The following is a 25,641-nucleotide window of genomic DNA, read 5'->3' on the forward strand; positions in this document are numbered from 1 at the left end:
CGTCCGGCGTCGCGAAAAAGTCAACTGTTTCAGTAGGAATAATGGGTTTGGGTCGGAGTCGCGCCCGCCTCCGGGGCCGGGCCCGCCTCAGCGTTAGGTTGGTGTCCGGGCCCGCCGCCCGGGCGGGCGCGACCCCCACCGGGAGGCACCGCAGTTGACCGACAGGACCCAGGCCTTCGACCGGCTCGCCGACGACTACCGACGCTTCCGCCCCGGCTACCCTGCGGACATCACCGCGCGGCTGCGCGAGCACGTCCTGGCCGGCTCCGGTGAGCCCCGCCTCCTGCTCGACGCCGGATCCGGGACCGGGATCTCCACCCGAACCCTGCGCCACCTGTTCGGACCCGGGCCCCGGGTGGTGGGGATCGAGCCCGGACGCGCCATGCGCGGCACCGCCGCCGACGAGGCCGACGGCCTGGAGTACGTGGACGGCCGGGCCGAGGCGCTCCCCTTCCCTGTCGGGTCCGCCTCCCTGGTCCTGGCCGCCCAGGCCGTGCACTGGTTCGACCGGCCCGCCTTCTACGCCGAGGCCGCCCGGGTCCTGGAGCCCGGCGGCACCGTCGCGGTCCTGCACAACGACCGCGACTGGGAGTCCAGCGACTTCGTCGACGCCTACGAGGGCCTGCTGGAGAAGTACGGGGACGACTACCGGCGCGACCACCGGGTGTTCGACACCGTGGGGGAGATGAACGCGGCGGACGGGCTGGCCCACGCGGTCGCGCACTCCACCGCCTGGACGCGCGAACTCGGCCTGGAGGCGCTGCTGGGCAGCGCCCTGTCCTCCAGCAGGGTCGCCGACGTCGTCCGCGCCCTGGGCGGGGACGCCGCCCGCGCGGCGATCACCGCCCTGGCGCGCGAGCACTTCCCGGACGGGGCGGTCCGCATCCCCTATGTCACCCGGCTCTTCCTCGCCCGCCGCTCCTGACCCGGCCGGGGGCGTTCTTTGCCGCCCGCGGGACCCCTCCTGGCCTTGGCCGGGACGGACCCGGGGAAGGTCCCCGCAGACCGGGCCCGGCACCGGGTCCGGCGACGACGGGAGAACACAGACCCATGGCACAGCTCATCGTCCTCGGCGTGGCCGACCGCGACACCGCCGACCGGGCCCTGGACATCGCCTCCGACCTCAACCGGCAGCAGCTGCTCCGGCTGGACGACGCCGCCTACGCCTACAAGGACGACAAGGGGCGCCCTCGCATCCACCAGACCTTCAGCACCACCGGCGCCGGTGCGGCGGGCGGCGCCCTGTGGGGCACCCTCATCGGGCTGATCTTCCTCAACCCGCTGCTGGGCCTGGCCGTCGGCGCCGCCACCGGCGCGGTCGCGGGCAGGCTGACCGACATCGGCATCGACGACGACATGATCAAGGAGATCGGCGCCCACCTGGAGGGCGGTCGCGCGGCCGTCTTCCTGCTCGCCGACATCACCACCGCGGACCGCGTCATCGACGCGTACCGCCCGCTGGAGCCCACCGTCCTGCGGACCAACCTCTCCAAGGACGACGAGCGCGAGCTGGTCGAGGCGCTGCGGTCCTGAGCGCCCCGGGGCCCGCCGCGCCGCGGCGGGCCCCGGCGCGTGCTCCCGGTCAGGCCGGGCGCGCGCGCAGGCGGCGCAGCATGCGGGCGTCGCGAAAGCCCACGGCGCGTGCGGCGGCCTCGGCGGTCTCGCCCGCGCCGATCAGGTGCTCGGCGTGCTCCAGGCGCAGGCCCTGCTGGTAGCGCAGCGGGGTGAGGCCGGTCGCCGCCGTGAACAGCCGGGTCAGGGTCCTCTCGCTCACCCGCGCCCGCGCGGCCAGCTCCGCCAGCGGCAGGGTTTCGCGGAACCGGGCGTCGATGGCGTCCTGCACCCGGTGCACCGCGTCCACCAGGTGCCCCCGGTGCCGCAGCATCACCCCGGCCTGGGGCTCGTCGCCGTTGCGGCGGGCGTACACCACCATCTCCCGGGCGACCGCGGCCGCCGCCGCCGGCCCGTGCCGCACCGTGACCAGGTGCAGGGCCAGGTCGATACCGCTGGCGATGCCCGCCGAGGTGACCACACCGCCGTCGGGCACGTACAACACGTCGGGCACCACCCGGGCGCGCGGGAAGCGGCGTGCCAGCAGGTCCTGGAGCCCGTGGTGGGTGGTGCAGCGCCGGCCGTCCAGCAGCCCCGCCTCGCCCAGGGCGAAGGCGCCCGAGCAGACGCTCGCCACCGTCCCGCCCGCGGCGCGGTGGGCGGCCAGCGCCGCGGCCTGGCCCTCGGCCAGCACCCGGTAGGGGACCCGGCCGCCGGCCCGCCACCCCGGAACGAGCACCAGCCCGTCGGGGGAGGGCGCCAGGGCGTCGGTGGACACCCGCAGGGCCAGGCCCTGCGCGGTGACCACCTCCTCCCGCGCCGCGCTGTAGCGCACCGCGTACCCCAGGCCCAGGTCGGCCGCGGTGGAGAACACCTGCGCCGGGCCGGCCAGGTCCAGCAGGTGCACGCCCGGGAGGAGGAGGAAACCTACGGTGGTCACGATCCGGTCAGTCTACGCCGACCACCTCGGCCACCGTGGCGATGCGCGCGAACCGCCCCGACAGCGCGTACACCGTCCGTGTCACCACGGCGTCGGTGCCCAGGGTGAGCGGGTCGGCGAGGACCTCCTCCAGCGGGCGCCCGGGCGGCGAGCCCGGTGCGGGGATCGGCTCGGTGGCGGTGGCGTCCACCACGAAGACGACCCCGTACCCCAGGTCGGAGGCGGCCCGGGCGGTGGTCTCGCAGCACTGCTCGGTACGGATGCCGCAGACCGCCACCTCCGTCACGCCCCACCCCTGGAGGAGGGCGTGCAGCCCGGTGCCGCCGAAGGCGCTGTGCACCGTCTTGCGCAGCACGGGCTCGCCCCCGCGCGGCTCCAGCCCGTCCAGGGGCTCGACGGACCCGAGCGCGGGGTCGAACACGCCGCCCGTCCCCGGCTCGGTGTGCAGGACCCACACCACCCGGTCGCCGCGCCCGCGGGCGTGCGCCACCAGCGCGGCGACGTCGTCGGCGACGTCGGGGTTGGAGGAGGCCCGCCAGGACTCCCGCCGGAGGAAGGACTTCTGCGCGTCGACGACGACGAGTGCTCTGCTCATGCACCGATCGTCCCGCGCCGCCGCGGTCCCCGACAGACACGATCGGGGCCGCCACCGGAACGATCCGGTCAGTCGAGGGGCTTCTTGAAGCCCAGGTGCGAGGGCGTGTAGCCCAGGCGCTCGTAGAAGCGGTGCGCGTCCCCGCGCGCCCGGTCGGAGGTGAGCTGCACCAGCACCGCGCCCCGGGCGCGGGCCGCGCGCTCCGCCCACTCCAAGAACGCGGTCCCCAGCCCGGTGCCGCGCTCGCCGTCGTGCACCCGCACCGCCTCCACCTGCGCCCGCGCCGCCCCCCGCCGCGACAGGCCGGGGACGACCGTCAGCTGGAGCGTGCCCACGACCCGGTCGCCCCGGCGCAGCACCGCCAGGAACTGGTTCGGGTCCGCGTCGACGTCCTCGAAGGCCCGGCGGTACACCTCCGGCTCGTCCGGGGACTCCCGGGCGGCGCCCAGCGGGTCGTCGGCGAGCAGCCGCACGATCGCCGGCACGTCGTCGAACCGGGCGCGGTCCACGACCACCCCCGGCACCAGTTCCTCCGCCGCCGCGCCACCCTGTCCCACGCGTCCTCCCCCGTCCGGTCTCCGAAGCGACCCCACCCTGCCACAGGGGCGGCCCCGGACGGCCCCCGGGGGCGCGGGCCGCCTCGCCGCCCGCCCGGCCGTGCGGCCGGGAGCGGGCCTCGAATAAAGTCGGGCCATGGACGTCGAGCGGTTGACCGACCTGGCCCGTGCCACCGAGAGCGACGACCCGCTGGTGGGGCTGGACGCCACCGTGCGCATGCGCAAGGAGATGGAGCGGCTGGAGACGGTCCTGGTGCGCCGGGCCCGCAACCGGGGGGCCACCTGGGAGCGGATCGCCGAAGCCCTGGGCGTGTCCAAGCAGGCGGTCCACAAGAAGTACCGGGGCGGCCTCTTCGGCTGACCGCGAGGACGCGCGGCGGCTTCTCCGGCGGCCCCGGTCCACCGGCCGGCACCGACAGGTGGCCCTCGGAGGGTTTCGCCGGCCGGTTCGGGCAAGCCGCCCCGCGCGACCGGACGGGCGACCGCGTCCCCGGGGAGCATCCCTCAGGCGGGCCCCGCCGTCTCCTCCCGGGCGGGCCGGGCCACCGCCGCGGCGAACCGCTCCATCCGGCCGCCGAACCCCTCCCAGTCCCCGAACCACACCGCGACGGCGTCCGCGCCCTCCGCGGCCAGGGCCCGGTACAGGTCCGCGGCCCGCTCGAACTCCGCCTCCCCGCCGGCCCACGCGATCCGGGTTTGTGCCCGCACCGGGCGGGAGGTGAGCTCCCGCAGCCGGTCGCGGCGGCGCGCGAACCCGGCGGCGTCCAGGCCCACCCCCTGCCACGCGTCGCCCAGGGCGGCGGCCCGCGCCAGGGCGCGCTCGGAGGCGCCGCCCACGGTGACCGGGAGGGGTGAGGCGGGACGGGGCTCGAACCCCGTGCGCATAGGAGTGGAAACGCCCCTCGAAGGGGCCCTCGCCCTCGAACAGGTGGCGCAGCAGCCGCAGCGCCTCGTCCGTGCGGGCGCCGCGCGCGGCGAAGTCCGCGCCCACCGCCGCGAACTCCTCGCGGGACCAGCCGACCCCCACCCCCAGCACGAACCGCCCGCCGGACAGGGCGTGCAGGGTGGCCGCCTGCTTGGCCAGGGTGAACGGGTCGCGCATCGGCGCCACCAGCACCGACGTGCCCAGCCGCACCCGCTCGGTCCGGGCGGCCAGGTGCGCCAGCGTCACCAGGGGCTCGTACACGCCGCCGAAGGTCGTCCCGTACGGGCCGGGCGGGAGCAGGTGGTCGGGCAGCCACAGGGCGTCCGCCCCCAGCTCCTCGGCCCGCAGCGCCAGGTCGGTGAGCACGCGCGGCGGCATGTCCGGCGACTCGTCGGGCAGTACCACCTGGAAGCGGGTCGCGGGGGTCTCCTGATCGCTCATGCCCCGAACGTAGACCGTGCCACCGGTGTGAAGGTCAAGCGCCGCGTCAGCGCCCGCCCGGGAGTGTGACGGTGACGAGCACCGCGCGGTGGTCGCTCCCGGTCACCTCCACCACCTCCAGCCCGTCCACGCCCATCGACGGGTCCACCAGGACGTGGTCGATGACCACCGGGGGCAGCGGCCTCCCCAGGGCCGGCCAGGTGGGGACGGTGCCCCCGCCCAGCGCGGCCGCCGCGTCCAGGTACCCCGCGTCCAGCACCCCGCGCAGGGCGGCGTGGTCGAGGGTGGCGTTGAAGTCCCCGGCCAGCACGCGCCGCACACCCTCGGGCGCGGGGGCGGCCAGCCCCGCCAGCTCCGCCTCCCAGGCCGCGGTGTACCGCGGGTCCACCGGCGGGGGGACGTGCACCGACACCACCTCCACCGCCCCGCCGTACTCGGCGCCCGGGACCTCCAGCGCCGCCACCGGCATCGCGAACCCGCCCGGACCCGACAGCGAGCCCGCGTCGGCCAGCGGCAGCGACGCGTGCACGGTGCTCCCCGTCGCCCCGGGGCCGGAGTGGTCGACGACGTACGGCAGCAGGTCGTCCAGCCCGGCGGCGGACAGGTCGGCCAGCAGCTCCGGCGTGGCCTCCTGGAGGGCCAGCACGTCCACCTCCCGGTCGCGGACCAGGGCGAGGACCTCGTCGACCCGTCCTCCGCCGCCCAGGGCGTTGAAGGTCATCACCCGCAGCGCCGGACCGCCCGCGTGGGTCACCGCGAAGGGCACCGCGCGCGGCACGACCGCGGCCACGAGCACCGCGGCGGCCACCGCGAGGACGGCCAGCGACACCCACCGGCGGAGCACCCCCGCCAGGGGGACGGCCAGGACCGCCGCGGCGGCGACGTAGGGGGTGTACGCCAGCACCGGGACCAGGGGGAACCCGCTCTCCAGGCCCAGAGCGCGCACCAGCGCGAACGCGGCGAAACCCGCCGCCGCCAGGCCCGTCGGGACGGTCACCGCCCAGGACCCGCGCCGCCCGTCCCCCGGTGCGCTCTCCGTCATCGGACCCTCCTCGTCGCCGTCCGTCGGGACGGTGGGATCCCGTCGGCGGCGGAGTGGTTGCGCCCGGCGCACGGGGCACCGGCTCACCAGGAGCGCCCCGCCGCGGTCAGCAGCGACAGCACCCGCTCCATGCAGGAGTCCTCCGGCATCCCCGGCCGCCGGACCAGGAACGCGGTGTCGATCGGCGGGTCCTCGGGCTCCAGCAGCGCCACCAGCCGCCCCTCCTCCAGCTCGTCCCGGCACAGGTACCGGGGGAGCACCGAGACCCCGGCGCCGCCCGCGACGGCGGCCGACACCGCCCGCAGGTCCGGCACCGTCACGGCTGCCTTGCAGGTGAGCCGCACCCCGAACACGTGCCGCCAGTACCGGCGCAGCAGCGGCAGGCTCTCGTCGTAGGCCACCAGCGGCACCTCGCACAGGGCCGGGGCGCCCTGGCGGGCGAGCCGCTCCGGGTCGATGCGCTGCGCCCACAGCGGCGTCCCCACCAGTACGAACTCCTCGTCCGCCAGCGGCTCGGCCACCAGCGAGCGCCCGCGCGGGCGCACGGTGGACACGACCAGGTCGTGCCGTCCCGCACGCAGCTCCTCCAGCAGCGCGTCGGCCTGCCCGTGGCGGACCCGCAGCCGCAGCCCCTCGGACTCCACCAGCGGGGCCAGGGCCGGCAGCACCAGCACCTGGAGCGCCTCCGCCGGCCCCGCCAGCCGCAGGGGCCGGTGCGGGGCCGCCGGGCCCGCACCGGCCACCAGCTCCAGCGCGTCCAGCGGCTCGGCGATCCGCGCCGCCAGCTCCGCGGCCTCCGCGGTGGGCGCGACGCCGCGCGGCAGGCGCTCGAACAGGGTGAGTCCCACCCGGCGCTCCAGGGCGCGTATCTGAGTGGTCACCGTCGGCTGTGACAGACGCAACGCGTGGGCGGCGGCGGTGAACGACCCGGACCGGTGCACGGCCAGGAAGGTCCGCAGCTGCTGGAGATCCAGCGGTGCGGGGGCGGCCTCGGCGGGGGCGTCCTCCCGGGACGGTGCCGATCCATTGGAATACCTATACCTCACTTCGCCGATTTTATTGGTCGATGAATACATGGAGGTACTAGCGTCGGCCCCCGGGCCCACCGCCCGCCGCAGCGGGGCCATGCCCCGGCCCGTTCGTCCGAGAGGTTCACCGTGTCCGTCACCAGCAGGGAAGTCCACCTGGTCGCCCGCCCCTCCGGGGAGCCCGTCCCCGCCGACTTCGCGCTCGTCGAGACGGCCCTGCCCGATCCCGGGCCCGGCCAGGTCCTGGTCCGCAACGACTGGATCTCCGTCGACCCGTACATGCGCGGCCGGATGAACGACGCCGAGTCCTACGTCGCCCCCTACCGGCTGGACGAGGCCATGGAGGGCGGCGCGGTCGGCACCGTCATCGCCTCCGGCGACGACGCGGTCCCGGTCGGGGCCTCCGTGCTGCACTCCCTGGGCTGGCGCGACCACGCCCTGCTGCCCGCCGGCGCGTTCCGGGTCGTGGACACCGCCGCGGCCCCCGCGCAGGCCTACCTCAACGCGCTGGGCATGATCGGCTTCACCGCCTACGTCGGGCTCACGGAGATCGCCCCCGTCCGCGAGGGCGACGTCGTGTTCGTCTCCGGCGCCGCCGGGGCGGTGGGCTCCCTCGCCGGGCAGATCGCCCGCCGCCTGGGCGCCTCACGGGTCGTCGGCTCGGCCGGCGGCCCGGAGAAGAAGCGCCGCCTGGTCGAGGAGTTCGGCTACGACGCCGCCATCGACTACCGCGAGGGGCGGCTGGAGGAGCAGCTGGCCCTGGCCGCACCCGACGGGATCGACGTCTACTTCGACAACGTCGGCGGCGACCACCTGCGGGCGGCGATCGCCGCCGCGCGCACGCACGGCCGGATCGCCCTGTGCGGGGCCATCTCCCAGTACAACGCCACCGGGCCCGTTCCCGGGCCGGACAACCTGTTCCTCGCGGTGGGCAGGCGGCTCTCCCTGCGCGGCTTCATCGTCGGCGACCACGCGCCCCTCATGGGCGAGTACGCCCGGCGCGCCGCCGGATGGCTGGCCGAGGGCGACCTGCGCGCCGAGGAGACCGTGGTGGAGGGCATCGACAACGCCGTCACCGCCTTCCTCGACATGATGCGCGGCGCCAACACCGGCAAGATGCTGGTCCGCCTGCCCGGCTGACCGCCCCGCGGGCGCGGCGGCCCGGACCGCGCCCGCTCCTCCCCGACCCCGCGACTCCGCGACCCCTGAAAGGGACCCATGCAGTACATCACCCTCAACAACGGCCTCCGCATGCCCCAGCTCGGCTTCGGCGTCTGGCAGGTCCCCGACGACCAGGCCCAGGTCTCCGTGGAGACCGCCCTGGAGGTCGGCTACCGCAGCATCGACACCGCCCGCATCTACGCCAACGAGGAGGGCACCGGCCGGGCGCTGGCCGCCTCCGGGCTGCCCCGCGAGGAGCTGTTCGTCACCACGAAGCTGTGGAACGGCGACCACGGCGCCGACAGCGCGCTCCGGGCCTTCGACGCCAGCCTCGAACGCCTGGGCCTGGACCACGTCGACCTCTACCTGATCCACTGGCCCGTCCCGTCCCAGGACGCCTACGTGGACACCTGGAGGGCGCTGGAGCGCATCGCCGCGGACGGCCGCGCCACGGCCGTCGGCGTGTCCAACTTCACCGAGAAGACCCTGACCCGGCTGCTGGAGGAGACCGACCTGGTGCCCGCGGTCAACCAGATCGAACTGCACCCGTACTTCTCCCAGGAGGCCATGCGCGGGCTCAACGCCGCCCACGGCATCCGCACCGAGGCCTGGAGCCCGCTCGGCCAGGGCAAGGGCCTGCTGGACGAGCCGGTGCTGTCCCGGATCGGCGCGAAGTACGGCAGGTCCGCCGCCCAGGTTGTGCTGCGCTGGCACCTCCAGACCGGCAACGTCGTCATCCCCAAGTCGGTGACGCCGTCCCGCATCGCGGAGAACTTCGACGTGTTCGACTTCGAGCTGGCGGCCGAGGACATGGACGCCGTCGGCGCGCTGGACCGCGGCGGGCGCATCGGCTCGGACCCGGACGACATGTAGCGCCGTCCGGCCCGGTGCGCGAGGGCGTCCCCCCGACGGCGGGGGCGCCCTCAGGCGTTTCTTGCACCGGAGTCCGGAGCCGGTCACGGAACCGGCCGGATTTCACCCGATCACCGGTCGATTTCCGCCTTCGAACAGGGCGAAATGACACGGGAAGGGACACACCACGCGGGTTCGGGGAGGCGGCCCGACACCTTCCCGAGACCGGGTGCGCCCCCGAGGTGGCACGGGGCCCGAGGGAGGCGTACAGTCCTCTTTTGGCGCGCCGGGTAGCAGACCGGCGAACACACTCTCCCTACGCGAAATCCCAGATCCATGACCGTCGTTCCTTCGCGCACCGCGCGTGTCTACCGCTCCGAGACCGCCGAGCGCTCGGTACACGCCTGGTGCCACAAAGCCATCAGCCGCTGGCCCGACCTCGGCCCGCTGCCCCCCGTGGACACCCACATGGGGAGCACCCAGGCCTTCCGGGCCTCGGGAGGCCCCGGGACCCCGGTCCTGGTGCTGTCCGGCACCAACTTCAACGCCGCCACGACGGTGCCCGCGGCCCGGGCGCTCGCCGGCGACCGCCCGGTGTACCTGGTGGACCTGCCCGGCCAGCCCGGCCTCAGCTGCGGCGAGCGCGTCGGCAGGCCCGGGATCGAGGCGTACGGCGCCTGGCTCGACGAACTCCTGCCGCGGATCACCGACGGTCCGGTCCTCCTGCTCGGCCACTCCCGGGGCGCCGCCATCGCCCTGGCCTCCACGCCCTCCTCGCTGGTCGCCGGCCTGCTGCTGCTCAACCCGGCCGGGCTGACGGCGCCGGGCATGACCTCCGAGTCGATGCGCGCCACCCTGCCGTGGATGCTGCGCCCCACCGAGCAGACCAGCGGTCGCCTCGTCGAGTTCCTCAGCGGGCCGCAGACGCCCTGCGACGAGCCCCGCGAGGAGGCCGAGTGGCTGACCCTGGTCGCGCGCAGCTGCCGGACCGGGTCCACGCCCAGCCCGCTGCACGCGGAGCAGATCCGCGCCTGGTCGGACACGCCGGTCGCGGTCGCCACCGGGTCGCACGACCCGTTCTTCTCGCCCGCCCGGCTGCACGGGCCCGCCCGCCGGTTCCTGGACGCCGAGGTCCACACGATCGAGGGCGCCGGACACCTCTCCCTGTACGAGAGCCCCGAGCAGGTCAACGGGCTGCTCCGCTCGCTCGACCCCCGCTGACGGCTCAGCCGGGCCAGAAGAAGTCGTCCAGGACCCGGTACAGGTCCAGCAGCTCCGGGTCGACCAGGTCGCGCCCGTAGGCGTCCAGGAACGCCTCGGCGTCGCGCGGCCCGAACGACGGGTTGAGGCCGCTCAGCATGCTGCCCGTCATGTCCGCCAGGTCCAGGTGCCGGTCTCCCACGCCCACCCGGCCCAGGTCGATGAGGGACCACCCGCCCCGCCCGTCCACCAGGACGTTGGGCAGGCAGTAGTCGCCGTGCAGCAGGACCGGGCCGGACACCGGGGTCCGGGCCAGGCGCCCGGCCAGGCCGGACAGCACCTCGGCGGCGGTCGTTCCCGTCCTGTGGCCCTCGGCGCGCCAGCCGCGGTCCACCGCCCCGGAGGCCGTCCGCCCGCGCGCCTGCTCCAGCAGCACGTCCGGGCCCATCGGCAGCGGCAGGTCCGCGGTGGGGACGGCGTGCAGCTCGCGCAGCGCCCGGGCCAGCAGGGCGATCAGGGCCGGCCGGTCGTGCCCGGGCTCGTGGGCGCCACGGCCGGGCCGGTGCTCCATGGTGAGCCAGTACGCCCCCTCCCACCTGCCGGAGTCCAGCAGCCGGGGGACCGGCAGCGGTGTGCGGGCCAGCAGGCGCAGCCGTCGCACGGTGCCGACCAGCTCGGCCACCTGCCCGGGGCGGTCCTCCCGTGCCGACTTGAACACCGCCGCGGGCCGCCCCCCGGTGTACAGGCGGGCGACCGCGGCCCCCGAAAGGCCCACGTCGACCTCCTCGATCCGGTCGGCGGTCACACCCGGTGGCAGTCGCATGCCCCGGAGCCTAGCGGCCGTCCCGGCCACGGCCCCACCGGTTTTCCGCCGCCGCGCGGGCACGGCACGAGTGGCGCACCGGACCTCCGGTGTGTCCGCTGCGGTGGCTGCTCTGAGTCGGAACCGCGTGGGCGGCCCGCCAGCGGGGTCGGTCTGTACGGGCGCGGCACGGGTGGTCCGTCGGACCTCCGGGGTGTCCGCCGCGGCGACTACTCCGCGCCGGCGCGGCGCGGGTCCAGGCCGACGGCGGGCAGGATCACCTCGTCGACGATCCGGGCGAGGTGTTCGCGGTCGGGGGACCGGCCGTGGTCGACCGCGTACTTGAGCACCATCGCCTCGCCGATGTCCACGGTCACGTCGGTGATCCGGGACGGGTCGATCCGGCCCTGCCCGGCGTAGTGCAGCAGGACGGTGCGGGTGAAGCGGCCGCCCTTGGGGTCGAACACCTCGGCCTCGAACCGCGCGTGCAGGCCGGGGTCGCGCAGGGACTCGGCGATGACCGCGAACATCGCCCGGCCCAGGGGGTCCTCGCCCAGCCCGGCCAGGACGGCCAGCGACTCGACGAGGTCCCCGCGCAGGTCGTCGGCCCCGGGGGCCGCGCGCTCCTGGGGGAAGTGGCTGTACATCGCGTCCAGCAGGATGTCCGAGGGCACGGACCAGCGCCGGTACAGCGAGGTCTTGGCGGTGCCCGCGCGGCGGGCGATGCCCTCCATGGACAGCCCCCCGACGCCGTTCTCGGCGGCCTCCAGGATCGCGGCCTCGTGAATGGCGGAGACCAGCTCCTCGCCGCGCCTGCGCGTCTTCGGGGCTGCGGACCCGTCGTTCCGTTCGTCCACAGGGGCTTCCCAACTAAGATACGGTGACGTATCTTAAAGATGCGGCTTTAGATACGGCATCGTATCTCACCCTGTCCCGTGGACCCCGTGTGCCCGTGCCGTACTTCCCTGGACGACTCTCCCGGATCGGAACGATCTCGTATGCCCTCCACCCGCCGACCCCCGACCGCCGGGGTCCACGGCACCGACCTCTCGGGCCGGGCGATCGCCCCCGACCTCGCCCGCGGTGTGATGCTCCTCGTCATCGCCGTGGTGCACGCCCACATCTTCCGCCTGATGGCGGGCGGCGACCTCACGGGCACACCGGCGGGCGTGGCGGACACGGTCACCACCATGGCCGTGCTGGTGCTCGCCGAGGCCCGCGGCTACCCGATGTTCGCCGCCCTGTTCGGGTACGGCCTGGCCTGGATATACCTGCGGCGGATCGGAGAGGGGCGGTCCTGGCCGTGGGTCCGCGCCCTGGTGCGCAGGCGCGGCCGGTGGATGGTGGCCATCGGACTGGCGCACGTGGTGCTGCTCTTCTTCGGCGACATCATCTCGGTGTACGGGCTCATCGCCCTGCTGTTCGCCGGCCTGCTGCACGTGGGCGACCGCAGGCTGCTCGCCCACGGGTTCGCCTGGATGGCGGCGGGCTCCCTGGTCTACGCGCTGGGCACCACCCTGCCCGCCGCGGCCTCGGCCGAGTCCGGCGGCGCGCTCAGCCCCGATCCGCTGGCCGACCTGCTGACGCGGCTGATGACCTGGCCGTTCATGACGCCGCTGCTGCTGGTCACCTCGGTCTTCCCGTTCGTCGTCGGTGTGTGGGCCGCCCGGCGCCGGGTCATGGAGCGACCACAGGACCACCTGGGGCTGCTGCGCCGTACCGCCGGGATCGGCATCCCGCTGGCCGTCCTGGGCGGGCTGCCCCGGGCGCTGGCGGTCGCGGGCCTGTGGTCGCCGTCCTCGACCGCGGTCGACGCCGCGGCGGCCTGGCTGCACGTGGTCACCGGCTACGCCGGGGGCTTCGGCTACGCGGCGCTCATCGCCCTGGTGGCGGTGCGGCTCGGCGGGCGCCGGGGGCCGGTGGTGCGGGCGCTGGTCGCCACGGGGCAGCGGTCGATGACCTGCTACCTCCTGCAGTCGGTGGCCTGGATGGTGCTGTTCATGCCCTACACGCTCGATCTGGGGTCGGGGATGTCCGACACCGCCTCGGTGCTGGTGGGCGCGGGGGTCTGGGCCGCCACGGTGGTCGTGGCCGACCTGATGCGCCGCTTCGGGGTGCGCGGTCCGGCCGAGCGGTTCCTGCGGTGGTGCACCTACGCGCCGGTCCGCCACGACCCCGTCGACGGACGGCGGCCGGAGCGGTCGGCCGTGGAGCCCACGGCTCCCTGAGCCGCCTCCCGTCGGCCCGGACGCGCGGCGGTGGGACCCGGAGGCGGTCCGGGCCTGCGCCGCCGGTGTGGGCGGGCCGGCACCCCGGTAGATCGCCGGTCCGTCGGCCCGGAGCCCGGCGGTCCCGGGGCGAGGGCTCCGGACGGGTGGCAGCATGGCCGGATGGACACTTCCGATGACGCCTTCCTCCAGGGCACCGCGGACCGCCTGGGCGGGCTGCCGGGCGTGGAGGCGGTGGCCCTGGGCGGGTCACGGGCACAGGGGACGCACCGAGACGACAGCGACTGGGACCTGGCGGTCTACTACCGCGGCGGGTTCGAGCCGCAGGACCTGCGGGACGTGGGCTGGCCCGGCGAGGTGTCGGAGATCGGGGGCTGGTCGGAGGGCGTCTTCAACGGCGGGGCCTGGCTGCGCGTCGACGGCCGCCGGGTGGACGTGCACTACCGGGACCTGGACGTCGTGGAGCGGGAGACCGCGCGGGCGCGGGAGGGGGACTTCGACGTGGAGCCCCTGCTGTTCCACCTGGCGGGCATCCCCACCTACCTGGTGGTCGCCGAACTGGCCCTGGGCCGCACGCTGGTGGGGGACCTGCCCCGGCCGGGCTACCCGCGGGCGCTGCGCGAGAGCGCGCCGCCCCGCTGGCGGGGGATCGCCGCCCTCACCCTGGGGTACGCCGAGCACAACCACGCCCCGCACGGGAGGGTGAGCCAGACCGCGGGACTCATCGCCCAGGCGGCCGCCCAGACGGCGCACGCCGTGCTGGCCGCCCGCGGCGAGTGGGCGACCAACGATAAGGCCCTGCTGTCCCGGGCCGGGCTGGAGGAGATCGACCTGGTCGTCGCCGGGATGACCGCCGACCCCCGGGACCTGGCGGCGGCGGTCGCCGACGCCGGGCGCGTCCTCGCCACCGCCTGACCGGGACCGCGGCATCTGACCGCCGTCCCGCCCCGCCCGCGGGAGCGTCCACGGGCGGGGCACGGCCCCCGCACGTGCGGGGACCGCGGAAAGCGGGGGCCGCGCGGCGGGCGCGGCCCCCGGCGGGCCTACAGCGGCGCGTCCCAGACCATGTCGACCACCCCGCTGATGGTCGCGTACCCGGCCCGGGCGAAGGCCGCGGCCATGGGGGTGTTCCCCAGGTCGGTGGCGGCCCGCACGTGCGTGACGCCGCCCTCCTCGACCAGGACCCGGGTGCCCTCGGCCAGCAGGTCGTCGATGTACCCGCGGCCCCGGTGCTCGGGCAGCACCGCGATGTACCCGATGATCGGGTGCTTGGCGTTGCGTGCGGGCAGGACGAACCCGACCGGCTCCCCGTCGGGCAGGGTGGCGATCCGCCACCAGGAGCGGGGCGTGGAGTAGTGCCCGAACTCCTCGGCGAACTCCGCGGAGACGACCTCCGCGGGGGACTTGGCGGCCAGTTCGTGCCGGTGGTGGGCGTCCAGGCTGCCGTGGAGCGCGCGTTCCATCAGGTCGCGCATCTCCTGTTCGTCCCGGATCCCCCGGAAGCGCAGCCGGTCGCCGGGGCGCACGGGCGCGCCGTCCGCGTCCCACTGGAAACGCAGCCGCTCCACCAGCAGCGAGCCGCCGGTGCTCTCCACGGCGGCCATCCGCTCGGTCACCGCCCGGTGCTCGCGCGGGTCGGACCGCCAGCCGGCGGAGACGAACCTCAGGAACTCGGGGGGCACCGCGCCCCCGGGCAGCGTGCCCGCAAGCGCGGTGCGCAGCAGGTGTTCGAGGACGGCGCCCCGGTCCAGGCCGGCGGACTCGTCGTCGACGTCGAACACGTCGATCAGCAGGGGGTCGTCGCCCGGCTTCGAGGCCCAGAAGGACAGGCGGCCCACCGGCCGCCCGCCGTCCAGGGCCAGCCACATCCACGCGGGGCGGCGGCGGCCGTCGGCCAGGTCCTCGGCGAATTCATCGTTCAGCAGGTACGGGAACCGGTTGAACAGGGGCAGCTCTTCGGGTCCGGTGATCGGACGGACGGTCAGGTCGGATACTGCAACAGTCAAGGCGACACCTTCGTGTGTGCGCCCGACCACCCGGAGGCGGGCCGCGTGGGCCCTAGTGGTTCCCCCGGGAGGACACGAGCGCGATGTGCACGGTGGACATGGCCCGGCCTCCTCTCGTCGTCGGGCCCCGGTTCACCGTTCGTCCCGGGGCCCGTCGTTTGTACCGGCGCAGACGCGGGGTCCGCAACCTCTTTTCACGCGGGACCGGCCTCCCCGCCGGTTCCGCGCCTCACGGTGACCGCCCAGGTCAGCGCGCCGGCGACCAGCCCCCAGAACGCCGATCCGATCCCCAGGAGCGTGATCCCCGAGGCCGTCGCCAGGAACGTCACCAGCGCCGCCTCCCGGGACCGGGCGTCCGTCAGCGCCGACGCCAGCGAGCCGCCGATGGTGCCGAGCAGGCCCAGCCCGGCGATGGCGGCGATCAGCGCCGGGGGCAGCGCCGTCAGCAGGGTGGCGACGGTCGCCCCGAACACCCCGACGACCAGGTAGAACACACCCGCCCACACCCCCGCCAGGTACCTGCGCCGCGGATCGGGGTGGGCCTGGGGGCCGGTGCAGATCGCGGCGGTGATCGCCGCCAGGTTCATGCCGAAGCAGCCGAAGGGCGCCAGCACCAGGTTGGTCGCCCCCGTCCACCCGATCAGCGGGGAGACGGGCACCCGGTAGCCGTCGTTGCGCAGCACCGCCACCCCGGGCAGGTTCTGGGAGGCCATCGTCACCACGAACAGCGGCACCCCCACGCTCACCAGCACCTGCCAGGAGAACTCGGGGACGACCAGGACCGGCACCGCCGGCCGCGGGGTCACCCCGGACAGGTCCAGGGACCCGGTCAGCGCGGCGACGGCGCCCCCGGCGACCAGGGCCGCGGGCACCGCGTAGCGCGGCGACCAGCGCCGGGCCGCCAGGTACACGGCGAACATGGCGGCCACCACGGCCGGGTCGCCCTGCATGCTCGTGAACAGGCCGATCCCGAACTGCAGGAGCACCCCGGCCAGCAGCCCCGCCGCCAGCGGCACGGGGATGCGGTCCATGACCTTCTCGAACCAGCCGGTGACCCCGCTCAGCGTGATCAGCGCGGCCGAGAACACGAACGCCCCGACCGCCTGCGCCATCGTCACACCGTCCAGGCCCACCGCCAGCAGCGCGGCGCCCGGGGTGGACCAGGCGGTGACCACCGGGGCCCGGTACCGCAGGGACAGGCCGACGCAGGTGACGGCCATGCCCACGCCCAGGGCCAGCATCCACGAGGCGATCTGCCCGGCGTCGGCCCCGGCGGCCTCCGCCGCGGTGAACACGATCGCGGCGGAACTCGTCACCCCGACCAGCACCGCGACCAGCCCCGCGGTGACGGCGGGCAGGGGTGCGGCGGAACCGGCGAACCGGAGGAGGGTCCTCATGGGGGACCATCCTGGCGAGGGCTTCCGGGGGCGCCTGCGGCGGGGTGTCCCTTGGACCCGTGACGGGACGACCCGCCCCGGCGCGCCGGAAATCCACCTGACCCGCGGCGGGCCCGGATGTGACCATGGCGCCATGAGCACCTTCGACGACCTGGTGGCCGAGGCCGCCGCCGCACCCGTGGCCGGATGGGACTTCTCCTGGCTGGACGGGCGCGCCACCGAGCAGCGCCCCTCCTGGGGCTACCACCGCCTGGTGGCCGAGCGCATGGCGCGGGCGCACGCGGCCCTGGACGTGCAGACCGGGGGAGGGGAGCTGCTGGCGGGCGTTCCCCGCCGGCCGCCGCTGACGGTCGCCACCGAGGGGTGGCCGCCCAACATCGCCGCCGCCACCCGACGGCTGCACCCCCTGGGCGCCGCCGTGGTCGCCGCGGCCGACACGGATCCGCTGCCGTTCGGGGACGGCGCGTTCGACCTGGTGGTCTCCCGTCACCCGGTGTCCGCGGACTGGGAGGAGATCGCCCGTGTGCTGGCCCCGGACGGCACCTACCTGTCCCAGGAGGTGGGGCCGGCGAGCGTCTTCGAGGTGGTGGAGTTCTTCCTCGGCCCTCAGTCGCGGGAGAGCCGCGGGAGCCGGGACCCCGAGCGTGCGCGGCGTGCCGCGCAGGCCGCGGGGCTGGAGGTGGTGGACCTGCGGTCGGAGGAGCTGCACACCGCGTTCTTCGACGTCGGAGCCGTGGTCTACTTCCTGCGCAAGGTCGTGTGGATGGTCCCGGGCTTCACCGTGGACGCCTACCTGGACCGGCTGCGGGCCATGCACGACCACATCGGGCGCGAGGGCTCCTTCACCGCCACCACGACCCGCTTCCTCATCGAGGCCCGCAGACCGGGCCGCCCCTGAGGCCGAGCCGTCCCGCGCAGGCCGCGTCGCAGCTCGGCGGGGTACCGGCAGGAGCGCGCCGCCGCCGGGTGGTCGGCGGGTGGGACGCCGCCCCCGGGAGCCCGCCCGGGGGCGGTCGCGGCTACTCCCCGGGGGCCGAGACGCGCTGGACGACCTCGAAGCCCCACAGCTCGCTGCCGGTCGCGGCGGGACCGCCCTGTCCGTGGCCGTGGCCGTGCCCGTGGCCGTGCCCGGCACGGTCCGCGTCGGCGGCGGCCTGCGCGTGCCCCTTGCGGAACTCCTGGCTGTTGAGCCAGTTCTCGAAGTCCTCCTGGGACCGCCACCGGGTGTAGACCAGGTACTTGTCGGTCCCCTCCACCGGACGCAGCAGCTGGAACTCCTCGAACCCGGGCTGCCCCTCCACCAGGCCCGCCCTCTTGGCGAACCGCTCCTCCAGCGTGTGCCCGGAGCCCTCCGGGACGGTCAGGACGTTGAACTTGACGACGCTCACGCGGCACCTCCACGGTTGTCGGCGATCTGTACCGCCCAACCTAGGACAGCCCCGCCCCGGTCCGGCGGCGCCCCTCCACTCCGGACGGGCGAGGACCGCCGCGGCGGTCCGCCGCGCCGGGGGTGTACGAGCCCGGGACCGGCACCCGGTTCCGCGCTGACGCCACCGCGGAGCCGGACGGAGCACACGCCTCCCCCACGGCCTCGGCTCCGGTCCCGCCCTCGGGCACAGGACCGGCGACCGCCACGGCGTACCGGACCTGCGCCGCCTCCTCCGCGCGCCGGAGCACGTCCCCGACCGGGGGCGCCGCCCTCCGGACCGGTGGGCCCGATCACCGCCGGAGGGTGCGGCCCTCCGGCGGAGCGTACGGGTCGTGTTTCCGTCCTGTGGCGTTCTCGTGGTCGCCTGCCGCTTCGCGCCCTGCGTCGGAGCCGATTCTCCGACCTCCCGCTTTCAACCCGCTTACCGCCTCCGCGCGGCCCGCTCCGCGGGCCGCCCCCGGTCCCGCACCGACGCCCCGGCGGGACCCGGCGCGCGTGGCCCCACGGGACCGGACCGGCGCGGCCGGCGCCCCCGCTCCCGTACCGGGGGCGCCGACCGGCCGGACGGGTTCACCGCAGGCCGTGCCTGCGGGCGACCATGGCCAGGACCACCGACCGCGGCAGCAGCCGCCGCAGCGCGAACACCACCGGCGCGTTGCTGCCCACCGCGTACAGCGGCCGCGGCCGGGCGTCCTCGACGGCCCGCAGCACCGTGCGCGACACCGCCTCGGCGGGGATGCCCGCCGCCTCGTTGGCGTTGAGCGCCTTCAGCATGGTGCGGTAGTCGGCGGTGTAGGGGGAGCCCTCGCGCAGGTACTGCGTGCGCCGCTCGCTGATCCCCGTGTTGATCGACCCCGGTTCCACGGTGGCCACCCCGATCCCGTACGGGGACACCTCGCGGCGCAGCGCGTCGGCGAACCCCTTGACCGCCGCCTTGGAGGCCACGTAGGAGGACCGGTGCGCCAGCGGGAAGCTGGCCAGCATCGATCCGACCATGACCACCCGCCCGTACCGGCGCGCGCGCATCCCGGGCAGGACCAGCTGGGTCAGGCGCACGGCGCCGAACACGTTGAGTCGGAACAGCCGCTCCAGGGCGTCCATGGGCAGCTCCTCCAGCGGCCCGCTCTGGCTCTCGCCCGCGTTGTTGACCAGGATGTCCACCTCCCCGGCCGCCGCGGCGCAGGCCTCGACGGAGGCGGCGTCGGCCAGGTCCAGGGCCAGGTACTCCACCCCGGGCACGGGGTCGGCCACCGTCCCGGGGTCGCGGCTGGTGCCGTAGACGCGGTGGCCGCGCCGCACGAGGTCGGCGGCCACGGCCCGGCCGATGCCGGACGAGGCGCCGGTGACGAGCGCGGTCCGCCGGGTGGTGCTCTGCATGCGGTGGTCCTTCCGGGGCGGGGTGAGGTGGAGGGTGCGCTCGCGCCGCGCTGGGGGAGATGATCGCACGTCCCCCTCCCGGGGGCCACGGCCGCCCGGGTCAGTCCCACCGGTGCGGGTCGAACATGGAGACGGGGAGTTCCGTCCCGCCGTCCCGCGCCAGGTCCGCCAGGGCCTGCCCCACCGCGGAGGCGAACTTGTACCCGTGCCCGGAGAACCCGCCCGCGACCACCAGGCCCGGCAGTTCGCGGTGGCGGCCGATGACGAAGTGTTCGTCGGAGGTCATGGTGTACATGCACGCCGCCATCCGCTCGGGCAGCGGCTCGACGCCGCGCAGCCCGGCGGTGAGCTCTCCCAGCCGCCGGGCGTCGTCCGCGTCGGGGGCGCGCGGTCCGGTGTCGGGGTCCACGGGCTCGCCCCACTGGGACCCGGGCCGCCGCGGTGCGCCGGGTGCCTCGGCGTGCACCCCGATCTTGACGGTGCGCCCGTCCAGGCTCGGGAAGCCGTACCAGAGGGTGCCGTCGGGCTCGTCGCGGGCGAACACCGGGTCCGCGGCGTACGGCGGGACCTCGCCGGTGAGCCGGAACCAGCCCAGCACCCGGCGCTCCACCCGCAGGCCGCCGCCGAGGCCGGCGAGCGGGGGCAGCAGGGACGGCAGCCACGCCCCGGCGGTCACCACCACCCGCCGGGCGCGGATCTCGGTGTCACCGATGAGGACGCGGGGGCGGTCGGGGTCGGGCTCGATCCGGGTGACGGCCGCGCCGGTGAGCACGCGGGCCCCGGCGGCGCGGGCCAGCCGCACCGCGGCCAGGATCGCGGCCTCGGGCAGGACGGCGCCGCCCTCCTCCTCGAAGACCCCCTCCTCCTGCGCGCGCACCGCGTGCCGGGGGAAGCGTCCGGCCAGGCCGGCGGCGGACAGGTGCTCCACGGGCAGGCCGTGGAGCGCGGCCGCGGCCAGGGAGCCGCGTACCGCGGAGCTGTCGGGGGCGCCCAGCATGAGCGCTCCGACGCGGTGGACGAGCCGCTCGCCGGAGGCCTCCTCCAGCTCGGCCCAGGCCCGCCACGCGGCCCGCACGAACGGGACGTACTCCTCGCCCTCCAGGTAGGCGGTGCGGATGATGCGGGACTCGCCGTGGCTGGAGCCGCGGTCGTGGCCCGGGGTGAACCGCTCGACCCCGACGGCGTCGATCCCCTGCCGGGCCAGCCGCCACAGGGTCTGGGCGCCCATCGCGCCCAGGCCGACGACGACGGTGTCGGTCTCCATCGGGTCCGCCACGTTCGCTCCCTCCGGGTACGGGCCCCGCGGGCCGCGGGACCTCGGGGCCCATGATCCCAGGCGGGGGCGGACCGAGCGCCCGCCCCGTGGGGGACGGGCGCGACCCGGATCGGGGGATGGTCTCCGGAAAAGGGGGAAGGGGTTGGGCGCCGCACGGTGAAAGGTACGGCGAAAAGGTGTGACCAGCAGGTTTGGGAGCGCTCCCAGTCACGTTGTGAGCGGGTTGTCGAAGGGACGGATCGTGGTGCGCCGCCGTTGCCCCGTACCGGTTTCCGGAGGTTCCGGCGGCGTGCCAGAAAGGTAACCCGCCAATGGTGATATGTAAATACCATATGTCCGGGCTATTTCAGGGACGGTGTCCCGGAATTCTCCTCGTGATTCCCTCCTGTCACCCCCCGGCCGCGCCGAGCGGGCGCCAGGCCGCCACCGCCAGCGCCCCCACCGCCGCCCCCGCGACCAGGAACGGGGCAGACAGCCCCAGGGTCTGCGCCAGGACGCCGCCGAGCACCGCGCCCAGCGCGGCCCCGCCCAGGTCGGCCCACCGGTACACCCCGGCGGCCCGGCCCAGCAGGGCGTCCGGCGTCACCGACTGGCGCACCGTCACGGCGGCCGTCCCCCACACCACCGCGTGCGCACCGAACAGCACCATGACCGCCCCGGCCGCCCAGGGGTCCCGCACCAGGACCAGCACGGGGTAGGTGGCCGCCTCCAGCACCAGGCCCCAGCGCAGCAGGAACGCCCGGCCCACCCGGGGCTCCAGGACCCCGTACAGCCGTGCCCCCGCCACACCGCCGACCGCCCCGGCCGCGATGAACAGGCCGAACCCGGCCTCGGACAGCCCCAGGTGCTCGCGGGCGTACAGGACCCAGACCGAGAACGCGCCCACCCCGGTCAGGTTCATCACCAGGATGCACGCCGTCAGCGTGCGCAGCACCGGGACGCCGCGCACGAACGCCAGGCCCCGGACGGTGTCCGCCCACAGGCTCCCGCCCGCCGCGCGCTCCGGCTCCGGTGCCCGCGGCCGCACCGCCAGGCGCAGCAGGACCAGCCCGGCCACCCCGTAGGCGAGGGCGTCGAACCCGAACGGCAGGGCCCACAGCGCGGCGAACATGAGCGCGCCCAGGGGCGGCCCCAGCAACTGGTTGTTGAGCGAGAAGGTCAGCGCCAGCCGGGCGTTGGCGCGCCCCAGCAGCTCACGCGGGACCACCGAGGGCACCAGGGCGCCGTACGCGGAGTCGGCCAGGGCCTCGCCCGTGCCGAGCGCGAACAGCGCCGCGTACACGGCCCACAGGTCCGCGCCGCCGGTCAGTAGGGCCAGGGCCAGCAGGGCGAGCACAGCACCCCGGGCCAGGTCGGCGGCGACCAGGACGGAGCGCCGGGGCAGCCGGTCGACCAGGGCGCCCGCGACCGGTGAGAACAGCAGGTGCGGCGTGGTCTGCACGGCCGCGGCGCCCGCCACGGCCAGGGGCGCGGGCGCCACGGAGGAGACGAGCAGGGGGCCGGCGGCCAGCAGCGCGCCGTCACCGAGGTTGGTCAGGGCCGACGCCCACCACAGCAGGGTGAAGTCGCGGCCCAGGGAAGGGCGCCCGCCGCGCCTGCGACGGAACGGGAACGAGGACACGGGTACTCCCGGAGGATCACGAGAACGAGGAGAGGGGCACGCCTGTGCCTCCCGCCCGACCCCGTCCGGTGCCTTCCGGGCGTCACGGACCGCCGGCGCGCCCCGTACGGGTGCGCCGGTCGCCGTCCGGGGTGTCAGCGCTGCGCCGTCGCCCCGGACGCGGGGGTGCGGGGGGCTCGTCGCCCGGAGTTCTCGCGCATGGGTTTCCCTTCCGTCCGTGTGCCTTCACCGAACCGTAGACCGCGCCGTCCCCGCGGGTCGACCGGTTTTCGGCAGCGCTGTGTTTCGGTTCGGATCCGCTGGGTAACAATCGCCATGGGAGCGCTCCCCGTCACGCGGCCTCACGGCCGGGACAGACGGAGACGCAATGACGAACCACGACCCCGCCCCTACCGCCCCCCGCCTTCCCCTGGCGGCCCGGGCCCTCACCCTGGCGGCACTGCCCCTGCTCGCCCTCACCGCCACGGCCGCCCCCGCCTCCGCGCACGGCTCCGTGGTCGACCCCGCCTCCCGCAACTACGGCTGCTTCGACCGCTGGGGGGACGACCACCTCAACCCGGCGATGGAGCAGGAGGACCCCCTGTGCTGGCAGGCGTGGCGGGACGACCCCAACGCCATGTGGAACTGGAACGGCCTGTACCGCGACAACGTCGGCGGCGACCACCAGGGCCAGGTGCCCGACGGCACCCTGTGCAGCGGGGGCAACACCGAGGGAGGGCGCTACGACTCCCTCGACACCCCCGGCGCCTGGGAGACCACCCCCGTCGCGGACGACTTCACCATCCACCTCTACGACCAGGCGTCGCACGGGGCGGACTACTTCCAGGTGTACGTCACCCGCCAGGGCTTCGACCCCACGGCGCAGGCCCCCGGCTGGAGCGACCTGGAGCTGGTCGAGGAGACCGGCCAGTACCCGCCCGGCAACGACTACCTGATCGACGTCGAGACCTCGGGCTACACCGGCCACCACATCGTCTACACGATCTGGAAGGCCTCGCACCAGGACCAGGTGTACTACCTGTGCAGTGACGTCGACTTCGGCTGATCCCCCGCCGAAGCGCACCCGCCCGCGGGCGGGCGGCCCGCCGGGGCCCGGAACCCCCGGCGGGCCGCCCTCAGGCGCCCAGGTGGCGCAGGACCGCCAGTACCCGGCGGTTGTAGCCGGGCGTCGAGCCCAGCCCGAACTTCTCGAAGATCGCGTTGGCGTGCTTCTCCACCGCGCTCACCGAGACGAACAGCCGCCCGGCGATGGCCGGGTTGGTGTGCCCCTGCGCCATGAGCTCCAGCACCTCGCGCTCCCGTGGGGTCAGCACGTCCCCCTCCCCGCCCGCCAGCAGCTGCCGCACCACCTCGGGGTCGAAGGCCGCCCCGCCGGACCCCACCCGCTCCAGCGCGTCGAGGAAGCCGTCCACCTCCATCACCCGGTCCTTGAGCAGGTAGCCCACGCCGCCGGTGTTCTCGGTGAACAGCCGGGTCGCGTACCGCCGCTCCACGTACTGGGACAGCACCAGGACCCCGACGCCCGGGCGCTCCCGGCGCAGCCGCACCGCCGCCCGCAAGCCCTCGTCGGTGTGGGAGGGGGGCATGCGCACGTCCGCCACGACCACGTCGGGCTCCTCCTGCGCCACGGCCGCGAGCAGCGCCCCGGCGTCCCCCACGGCTGCGGTGACGCGGTGGCCCTCGTCCTCCAGCAGCCGTACCAGGCCCTCGCGCAGCAGCGCCGAGTCCTCGGCCACGATCACCCGCACGGCAGCACCGCCGCCACGGTCGTCGGCCCGCCGGCCGGGCTGTCCACGGTCAGGCGCCCGTCCAGCGCGCCCACCCGCCCCGCCAGCCCGGACAGCCCCGACCCCGACGGGTCCGCCCCGCCCGCCCCGTCGTCGCGCACCAGGACCGCCACCGCGTCCCCCTTCCTCTCGACACTCACGTCCACCCCGCTCGCCCCGGCGTGCTTGACCGTGTTGGTGACCGCCTCGGCCACCACGAAGTAGGCCGCGGTCTCCACCGCGGGCGGGACCCCCGCCAGCGGTCCGCAGGACACCCGGATCGGCAGCTCGGACCGGGCGGCCAGGCCGTCCAGGGCCGCCGCCAGCCCGGACTCGGCCAGCACCGCGGGGTAGACCCGCCAGGCGACCTCCTTGAGGTCGCGGATCGCGTTCCCCACCTCCCGGTGGGCCTGGTCCACCAGCTCCCGGCCGCCCGCCGAGCCGGGGTCGCGGCGTGCGCGCCCCAGGGCCATGCCGACCAGGACCAGCCGCTGCTGGAGTCCGTCGTGCAGGTCGCGCTCGATCCGGCGCCGCTCCCGGTCGACCGCGGTGACGACCCCGGCCCGCGAGGCGGTGAGCTCGGCGACCCGCTCCTCCAGCAGGTCCCGGCGGCTGGGGCCCAGCAGACGGCGCGCGAGCCAGCGCTCGGTGCCCACCAGTCCCACGATCGCCTGCACACCCATGCACACCAGGGCCAGCCCGAAGGGGACGATCCCGACGGGGTTGCCGTCCAGGACACCCAGCGGGGAGAGCGCGAGATAGACGCCGGCGGGGAGGAAGAACCCCAGTACCAGACCGCCGAACAGCCCCACCGGGCAGCGCACCGCCAGGTACGCCAGGACCCGCGCCGGCCCCGGGTCACCGACGGTCTCGATGTCCAAGAGCGCGGCCAGACGCCACCGCTCCACCCGCTCCAGCGGGCGCAGCGCCCGGCGCAGCAGCCGCCGTCCCCGGTCGGCGGCGGCCAGCGGCAGCAGGACCGCCAGCGGCACCAGCACCACCGCCGCCGCCAGCGCCGACAGCGCGCCCAGGCCGGTGCCCGCCACGGCCCGCGCCCAGACGCGCACCGACCGTCCGCCCATGGGTCCCCCTCGTCCTCGCCCTACGGCAAGGTAGCCGCCGCGGGGCCCGGCCCGGTACTGCGGAACACCGCAGTTCCCGACGCGGGACCCGCGGGTCCGGCGGGGATCCCGGGTGGCCGGGGGCGTGCCACGGCACCGCAGAGCGGTGGGCCCCGGCGGCGGGCGGGAGGGTGTCACCGAGGTCCGCGCCCGGGCGGGCGACGTGTGTGCGGGGCGGTGCGTCGCGGGCCCGCCCGCGTCGGCCGCGGCGGTGGTGTGCGTTCGCGGTGGGGGAGTGTGCCCGCCGCGGTCCGCGCCCCGGCGGCGGGGCGGTGCCGCCTTTCCGGGCCGGCTCCCGCCGGACGAGGGGGGTCCCGTCCGGGGGG

General features: G+C 75.7%; 25 protein-coding genes and 1 pseudogene. 10 read left to right on the forward strand and 16 right to left on the reverse strand.

The window, feature by feature from the left end; genetic code table 11:
- The first annotated feature begins 154 nt into the window (after positions 1 to 154).
- Together BUE45_RS11505 and BUE45_RS11510 are read left to right on the forward strand one after the other, a co-directional pair.
- Positions 155 to 925 (forward strand): class I SAM-dependent methyltransferase, encoded by a 771-nt coding sequence (locus BUE45_RS11505; RefSeq protein WP_073378645.1) that lies wholly within the window; start codon positions 155 to 157, stop codon positions 923 to 925.
- A gap of 125 nt (positions 926 to 1,050) precedes the next feature.
- Entirely contained in the window at positions 1,051 to 1,533 is a 483-nt protein-coding gene (locus BUE45_RS11510) for a DUF1269 domain-containing protein (protein WP_073378647.1), read from the forward strand.
- Between the two features lie 49 nt (positions 1,534 to 1,582).
- On the opposite strand, the gene BUE45_RS11515 is transcribed toward BUE45_RS11510, so the two are convergent.
- The 3 genes from BUE45_RS11515 to BUE45_RS11525 form a co-directional block, all read right to left on the reverse strand.
- The gene (locus BUE45_RS11515) at positions 1,583 to 2,491 is read right to left on the reverse strand and encodes a GlxA family transcriptional regulator (RefSeq protein ID WP_073378649.1); all 909 of its coding nucleotides are present in this window, start codon (positions 2,489 to 2,491) and stop codon (positions 1,583 to 1,585) included.
- Between the two features lie 7 nt (positions 2,492 to 2,498).
- Positions 2,499 to 3,086 carry an isochorismatase family protein gene (locus BUE45_RS11520; RefSeq protein WP_073378651.1) on the reverse strand — a complete coding sequence of 196 codons (588 nt, stop codon included), beginning with the start codon at positions 3,084 to 3,086 and terminating at the stop codon, positions 2,499 to 2,501.
- Positions 3,087 to 3,154: 68 nt separating this feature from the next.
- Positions 3,155 to 3,643, reverse strand: coding sequence for a GNAT family N-acetyltransferase (locus BUE45_RS11525; RefSeq protein ID WP_394328513.1), 489 nt, complete (start codon positions 3,641 to 3,643; stop codon positions 3,155 to 3,157).
- Between the two features lie 136 nt (positions 3,644 to 3,779).
- Between BUE45_RS11525 and BUE45_RS11530 the strand changes: the two genes are divergently transcribed.
- A complete protein-coding gene (locus BUE45_RS11530; protein WP_073378653.1) occupies positions 3,780 to 4,004 on the forward strand; it encodes a helix-turn-helix domain-containing protein in 225 nt (74 codons plus the stop codon).
- Positions 4,005 to 4,147: 143 nt separating this feature from the next.
- Here BUE45_RS11530 and BUE45_RS11535 read toward each other — a convergent pair.
- From BUE45_RS11535 to BUE45_RS11545, 3 genes and pseudogenes are all read right to left on the reverse strand, one after another.
- Positions 4,148 to 5,009, reverse strand: a pseudogene (locus tag BUE45_RS11535) (TIGR03619 family F420-dependent LLM class oxidoreductase).
- A 46-nt stretch (positions 5,010 to 5,055) separates the two neighbouring features.
- Positions 5,056 to 6,051 (reverse strand): endonuclease/exonuclease/phosphatase family protein, encoded by a 996-nt coding sequence (locus BUE45_RS11540; RefSeq protein WP_073378655.1) that lies wholly within the window; start codon positions 6,049 to 6,051, stop codon positions 5,056 to 5,058.
- A gap of 83 nt (positions 6,052 to 6,134) precedes the next feature.
- Positions 6,135 to 7,025 (reverse strand): LysR family transcriptional regulator, encoded by an 891-nt coding sequence (locus tag BUE45_RS11545; RefSeq protein ID WP_245833027.1) that lies wholly within the window; start codon positions 7,023 to 7,025, stop codon positions 6,135 to 6,137.
- A 183-nt stretch (positions 7,026 to 7,208) separates the two neighbouring features.
- Here BUE45_RS11545 and BUE45_RS11550 point away from each other — a divergent pair, with 183 nt between their 5' ends.
- From BUE45_RS11550 to BUE45_RS11560, 3 genes are all read left to right on the forward strand, one after another.
- A complete protein-coding gene (locus tag BUE45_RS11550) occupies positions 7,209 to 8,219 on the forward strand; it encodes an NADP-dependent oxidoreductase (protein ID WP_073378657.1) in 1,011 nt (336 codons plus the stop codon).
- Between the two features lie 78 nt (positions 8,220 to 8,297).
- Complete coding sequence (locus BUE45_RS11555) at positions 8,298 to 9,113, forward strand: aldo/keto reductase (RefSeq protein WP_073378659.1); 816 nt, start codon at positions 8,298 to 8,300, stop codon at positions 9,111 to 9,113.
- A gap of 315 nt (positions 9,114 to 9,428) precedes the next feature.
- The gene (locus BUE45_RS11560) at positions 9,429 to 10,313 is read left to right on the forward strand and encodes an alpha/beta fold hydrolase (protein WP_073378661.1); all 885 of its coding nucleotides are present in this window, start codon (positions 9,429 to 9,431) and stop codon (positions 10,311 to 10,313) included.
- Between the two features lie 4 nt (positions 10,314 to 10,317).
- Here BUE45_RS11560 and BUE45_RS11565 read toward each other — a convergent pair whose 3' ends face one another.
- Positions 10,318 to 11,115: a phosphotransferase gene (locus BUE45_RS11565; protein WP_073378664.1), complete on the reverse strand. Its 798-nt coding sequence runs from the start codon at positions 11,113 to 11,115 to the stop codon at positions 10,318 to 10,320.
- 209 nt (positions 11,116 to 11,324) lie between these two features.
- Positions 11,325 to 11,951 (reverse strand): TetR/AcrR family transcriptional regulator, encoded by a 627-nt coding sequence (locus BUE45_RS11570; RefSeq protein ID WP_073378666.1) that lies wholly within the window; start codon positions 11,949 to 11,951, stop codon positions 11,325 to 11,327.
- Between the two features lie 141 nt (positions 11,952 to 12,092).
- Here BUE45_RS11570 and BUE45_RS11575 point away from each other — a divergent pair, with 141 nt between their 5' ends.
- Positions 12,093 to 13,322: a DUF418 domain-containing protein gene (locus tag BUE45_RS11575; protein ID WP_073378667.1), complete on the forward strand. Its 1,230-nt coding sequence runs from the start codon at positions 12,093 to 12,095 to the stop codon at positions 13,320 to 13,322.
- 162 nt (positions 13,323 to 13,484) lie between these two features.
- Positions 13,485 to 14,237, forward strand: coding sequence for a nucleotidyltransferase domain-containing protein (locus tag BUE45_RS11580; RefSeq protein WP_073378668.1), 753 nt, complete (start codon positions 13,485 to 13,487; stop codon positions 14,235 to 14,237).
- 128 nt (positions 14,238 to 14,365) lie between these two features.
- Here BUE45_RS11580 and BUE45_RS11585 read toward each other — a convergent pair whose 3' ends face one another.
- Together BUE45_RS11585 and BUE45_RS11590 are read right to left on the reverse strand one after the other, a co-directional pair.
- Positions 14,366 to 15,328: a GNAT family N-acetyltransferase gene (locus BUE45_RS11585; protein ID WP_073378669.1), complete on the reverse strand. Its 963-nt coding sequence runs from the start codon at positions 15,326 to 15,328 to the stop codon at positions 14,366 to 14,368.
- A 194-nt stretch (positions 15,329 to 15,522) separates the two neighbouring features.
- Entirely contained in the window at positions 15,523 to 16,725 is a 1,203-nt protein-coding gene (locus tag BUE45_RS11590) for a benzoate/H(+) symporter BenE family transporter (RefSeq protein WP_073378670.1), read from the reverse strand.
- Between the two features lie 133 nt (positions 16,726 to 16,858).
- Between BUE45_RS11590 and BUE45_RS11595 the strand changes: the two genes are divergently transcribed.
- On the forward strand, positions 16,859 to 17,623 hold the full coding sequence (locus BUE45_RS11595) for a class I SAM-dependent methyltransferase (RefSeq protein WP_073378671.1): 765 nt from the start codon (positions 16,859 to 16,861) through the stop codon (positions 17,621 to 17,623).
- A 121-nt stretch (positions 17,624 to 17,744) separates the two neighbouring features.
- Here BUE45_RS11595 and BUE45_RS11600 read toward each other — a convergent pair whose 3' ends face one another.
- The 4 genes from BUE45_RS11600 to BUE45_RS11620 form a co-directional block, all read right to left on the reverse strand.
- Positions 17,745 to 18,113 (reverse strand): antibiotic biosynthesis monooxygenase family protein, encoded by a 369-nt coding sequence (locus BUE45_RS11600; RefSeq protein ID WP_073378672.1) that lies wholly within the window; start codon positions 18,111 to 18,113, stop codon positions 17,745 to 17,747.
- A gap of 611 nt (positions 18,114 to 18,724) precedes the next feature.
- Positions 18,725 to 19,531 carry an SDR family oxidoreductase gene (locus tag BUE45_RS11610; protein WP_073378675.1) on the reverse strand — a complete coding sequence of 269 codons (807 nt, stop codon included), beginning with the start codon at positions 19,529 to 19,531 and terminating at the stop codon, positions 18,725 to 18,727.
- 100 nt (positions 19,532 to 19,631) lie between these two features.
- Positions 19,632 to 20,795, reverse strand: a complete 1,164-nt coding sequence (gene solA / locus BUE45_RS11615) for an N-methyl-L-tryptophan oxidase (protein WP_394328514.1) — start codon at positions 20,793 to 20,795, stop codon at positions 19,632 to 19,634.
- Positions 20,796 to 21,195: 400 nt separating this feature from the next.
- On the reverse strand, positions 21,196 to 22,428 hold the full coding sequence (locus BUE45_RS11620; RefSeq protein WP_218619523.1) for an MFS transporter: 1,233 nt from the start codon (positions 22,426 to 22,428) through the stop codon (positions 21,196 to 21,198).
- A 367-nt stretch (positions 22,429 to 22,795) separates the two neighbouring features.
- Here BUE45_RS11620 and BUE45_RS11625 point away from each other — a divergent pair, with 367 nt between their 5' ends.
- Positions 22,796 to 23,473, forward strand: coding sequence for a lytic polysaccharide monooxygenase auxiliary activity family 9 protein (locus BUE45_RS11625; protein WP_073378679.1), 678 nt, complete (start codon positions 22,796 to 22,798; stop codon positions 23,471 to 23,473).
- Between the two features lie 70 nt (positions 23,474 to 23,543).
- Here the strand turns inward: BUE45_RS11625 and BUE45_RS11630 are convergent, their stop codons facing one another.
- Both BUE45_RS11630 and BUE45_RS11635 read right to left on the reverse strand, forming a co-directional pair.
- Positions 23,544 to 24,176 (reverse strand): response regulator transcription factor, encoded by a 633-nt coding sequence (locus BUE45_RS11630; protein ID WP_073378681.1) that lies wholly within the window; start codon positions 24,174 to 24,176, stop codon positions 23,544 to 23,546.
- Positions 24,167 to 25,276, reverse strand: coding sequence for a sensor histidine kinase (locus tag BUE45_RS11635; protein ID WP_073378683.1), 1,110 nt, complete (start codon positions 25,274 to 25,276; stop codon positions 24,167 to 24,169). The genes BUE45_RS11630 and BUE45_RS11635 overlap by 10 nt, the downstream gene beginning before the upstream one ends.
- Positions 25,277 to 25,641 lie beyond the last annotated feature (365 nt).

The sequence above is a fragment of the Nocardiopsis flavescens genome (assembly GCF_900141985.1).
GTDB classification, from domain to species: domain Bacteria; phylum Actinomycetota; class Actinomycetes; order Streptosporangiales; family Streptosporangiaceae; genus Nocardiopsis; species Nocardiopsis flavescens.

Excerpts from the sequence above, each read along its gene's own strand:
- BUE45_RS11595 (WP_073378671.1), top strand. The coding sequence starts at position 16,859 with ATGAGCACCTTCGACGACCTGGTGGCCGAGGCCGCCGCCGCACCCGTG.
- BUE45_RS11590 (WP_073378670.1), bottom strand. The coding sequence starts at position 16,725 with ATGAGGACCCTCCTCCGGTTCGCCGGTTCCGCCGCACCCCTGCCCGCC.
- BUE45_RS11625 (WP_073378679.1), top strand. The coding sequence starts at position 22,796 with ATGACGAACCACGACCCCGCCCCTACCGCCCCCCGCCTTCCCCTGGCG.
- BUE45_RS11540 (WP_073378655.1), bottom strand. The coding sequence starts at position 6,051 with ATGACGGAGAGCGCACCGGGGGACGGGCGGCGCGGGTCCTGGGCGGTG.
- BUE45_RS11610 (WP_073378675.1), bottom strand. The coding sequence starts at position 19,531 with ATGCAGAGCACCACCCGGCGGACCGCGCTCGTCACCGGCGCCTCGTCC.
- BUE45_RS11530 (WP_073378653.1), top strand. The coding sequence starts at position 3,780 with ATGGACGTCGAGCGGTTGACCGACCTGGCCCGTGCCACCGAGAGCGAC.
- BUE45_RS11580 (WP_073378668.1), top strand. The coding sequence starts at position 13,485 with ATGGACACTTCCGATGACGCCTTCCTCCAGGGCACCGCGGACCGCCTG.
- BUE45_RS11555 (WP_073378659.1), top strand. The coding sequence starts at position 8,298 with ATGCAGTACATCACCCTCAACAACGGCCTCCGCATGCCCCAGCTCGGC.
- BUE45_RS11560 (WP_073378661.1), top strand. The coding sequence starts at position 9,429 with ATGACCGTCGTTCCTTCGCGCACCGCGCGTGTCTACCGCTCCGAGACC.
- BUE45_RS11510 (WP_073378647.1), top strand. The coding sequence starts at position 1,051 with ATGGCACAGCTCATCGTCCTCGGCGTGGCCGACCGCGACACCGCCGAC.
- BUE45_RS11520 (WP_073378651.1), bottom strand. The coding sequence starts at position 3,086 with ATGAGCAGAGCACTCGTCGTCGTCGACGCGCAGAAGTCCTTCCTCCGG.
- BUE45_RS11565 (WP_073378664.1), bottom strand. The coding sequence starts at position 11,115 with ATGCGACTGCCACCGGGTGTGACCGCCGACCGGATCGAGGAGGTCGAC.
- BUE45_RS11635 (WP_073378683.1), bottom strand. The coding sequence starts at position 25,276 with ATGGGCGGACGGTCGGTGCGCGTCTGGGCGCGGGCCGTGGCGGGCACC.
- solA (WP_394328514.1), bottom strand. The coding sequence starts at position 20,795 with ATGGAGACCGACACCGTCGTCGTCGGCCTGGGCGCGATGGGCGCCCAG.
- BUE45_RS11575 (WP_073378667.1), top strand. The coding sequence starts at position 12,093 with ATGCCCTCCACCCGCCGACCCCCGACCGCCGGGGTCCACGGCACCGAC.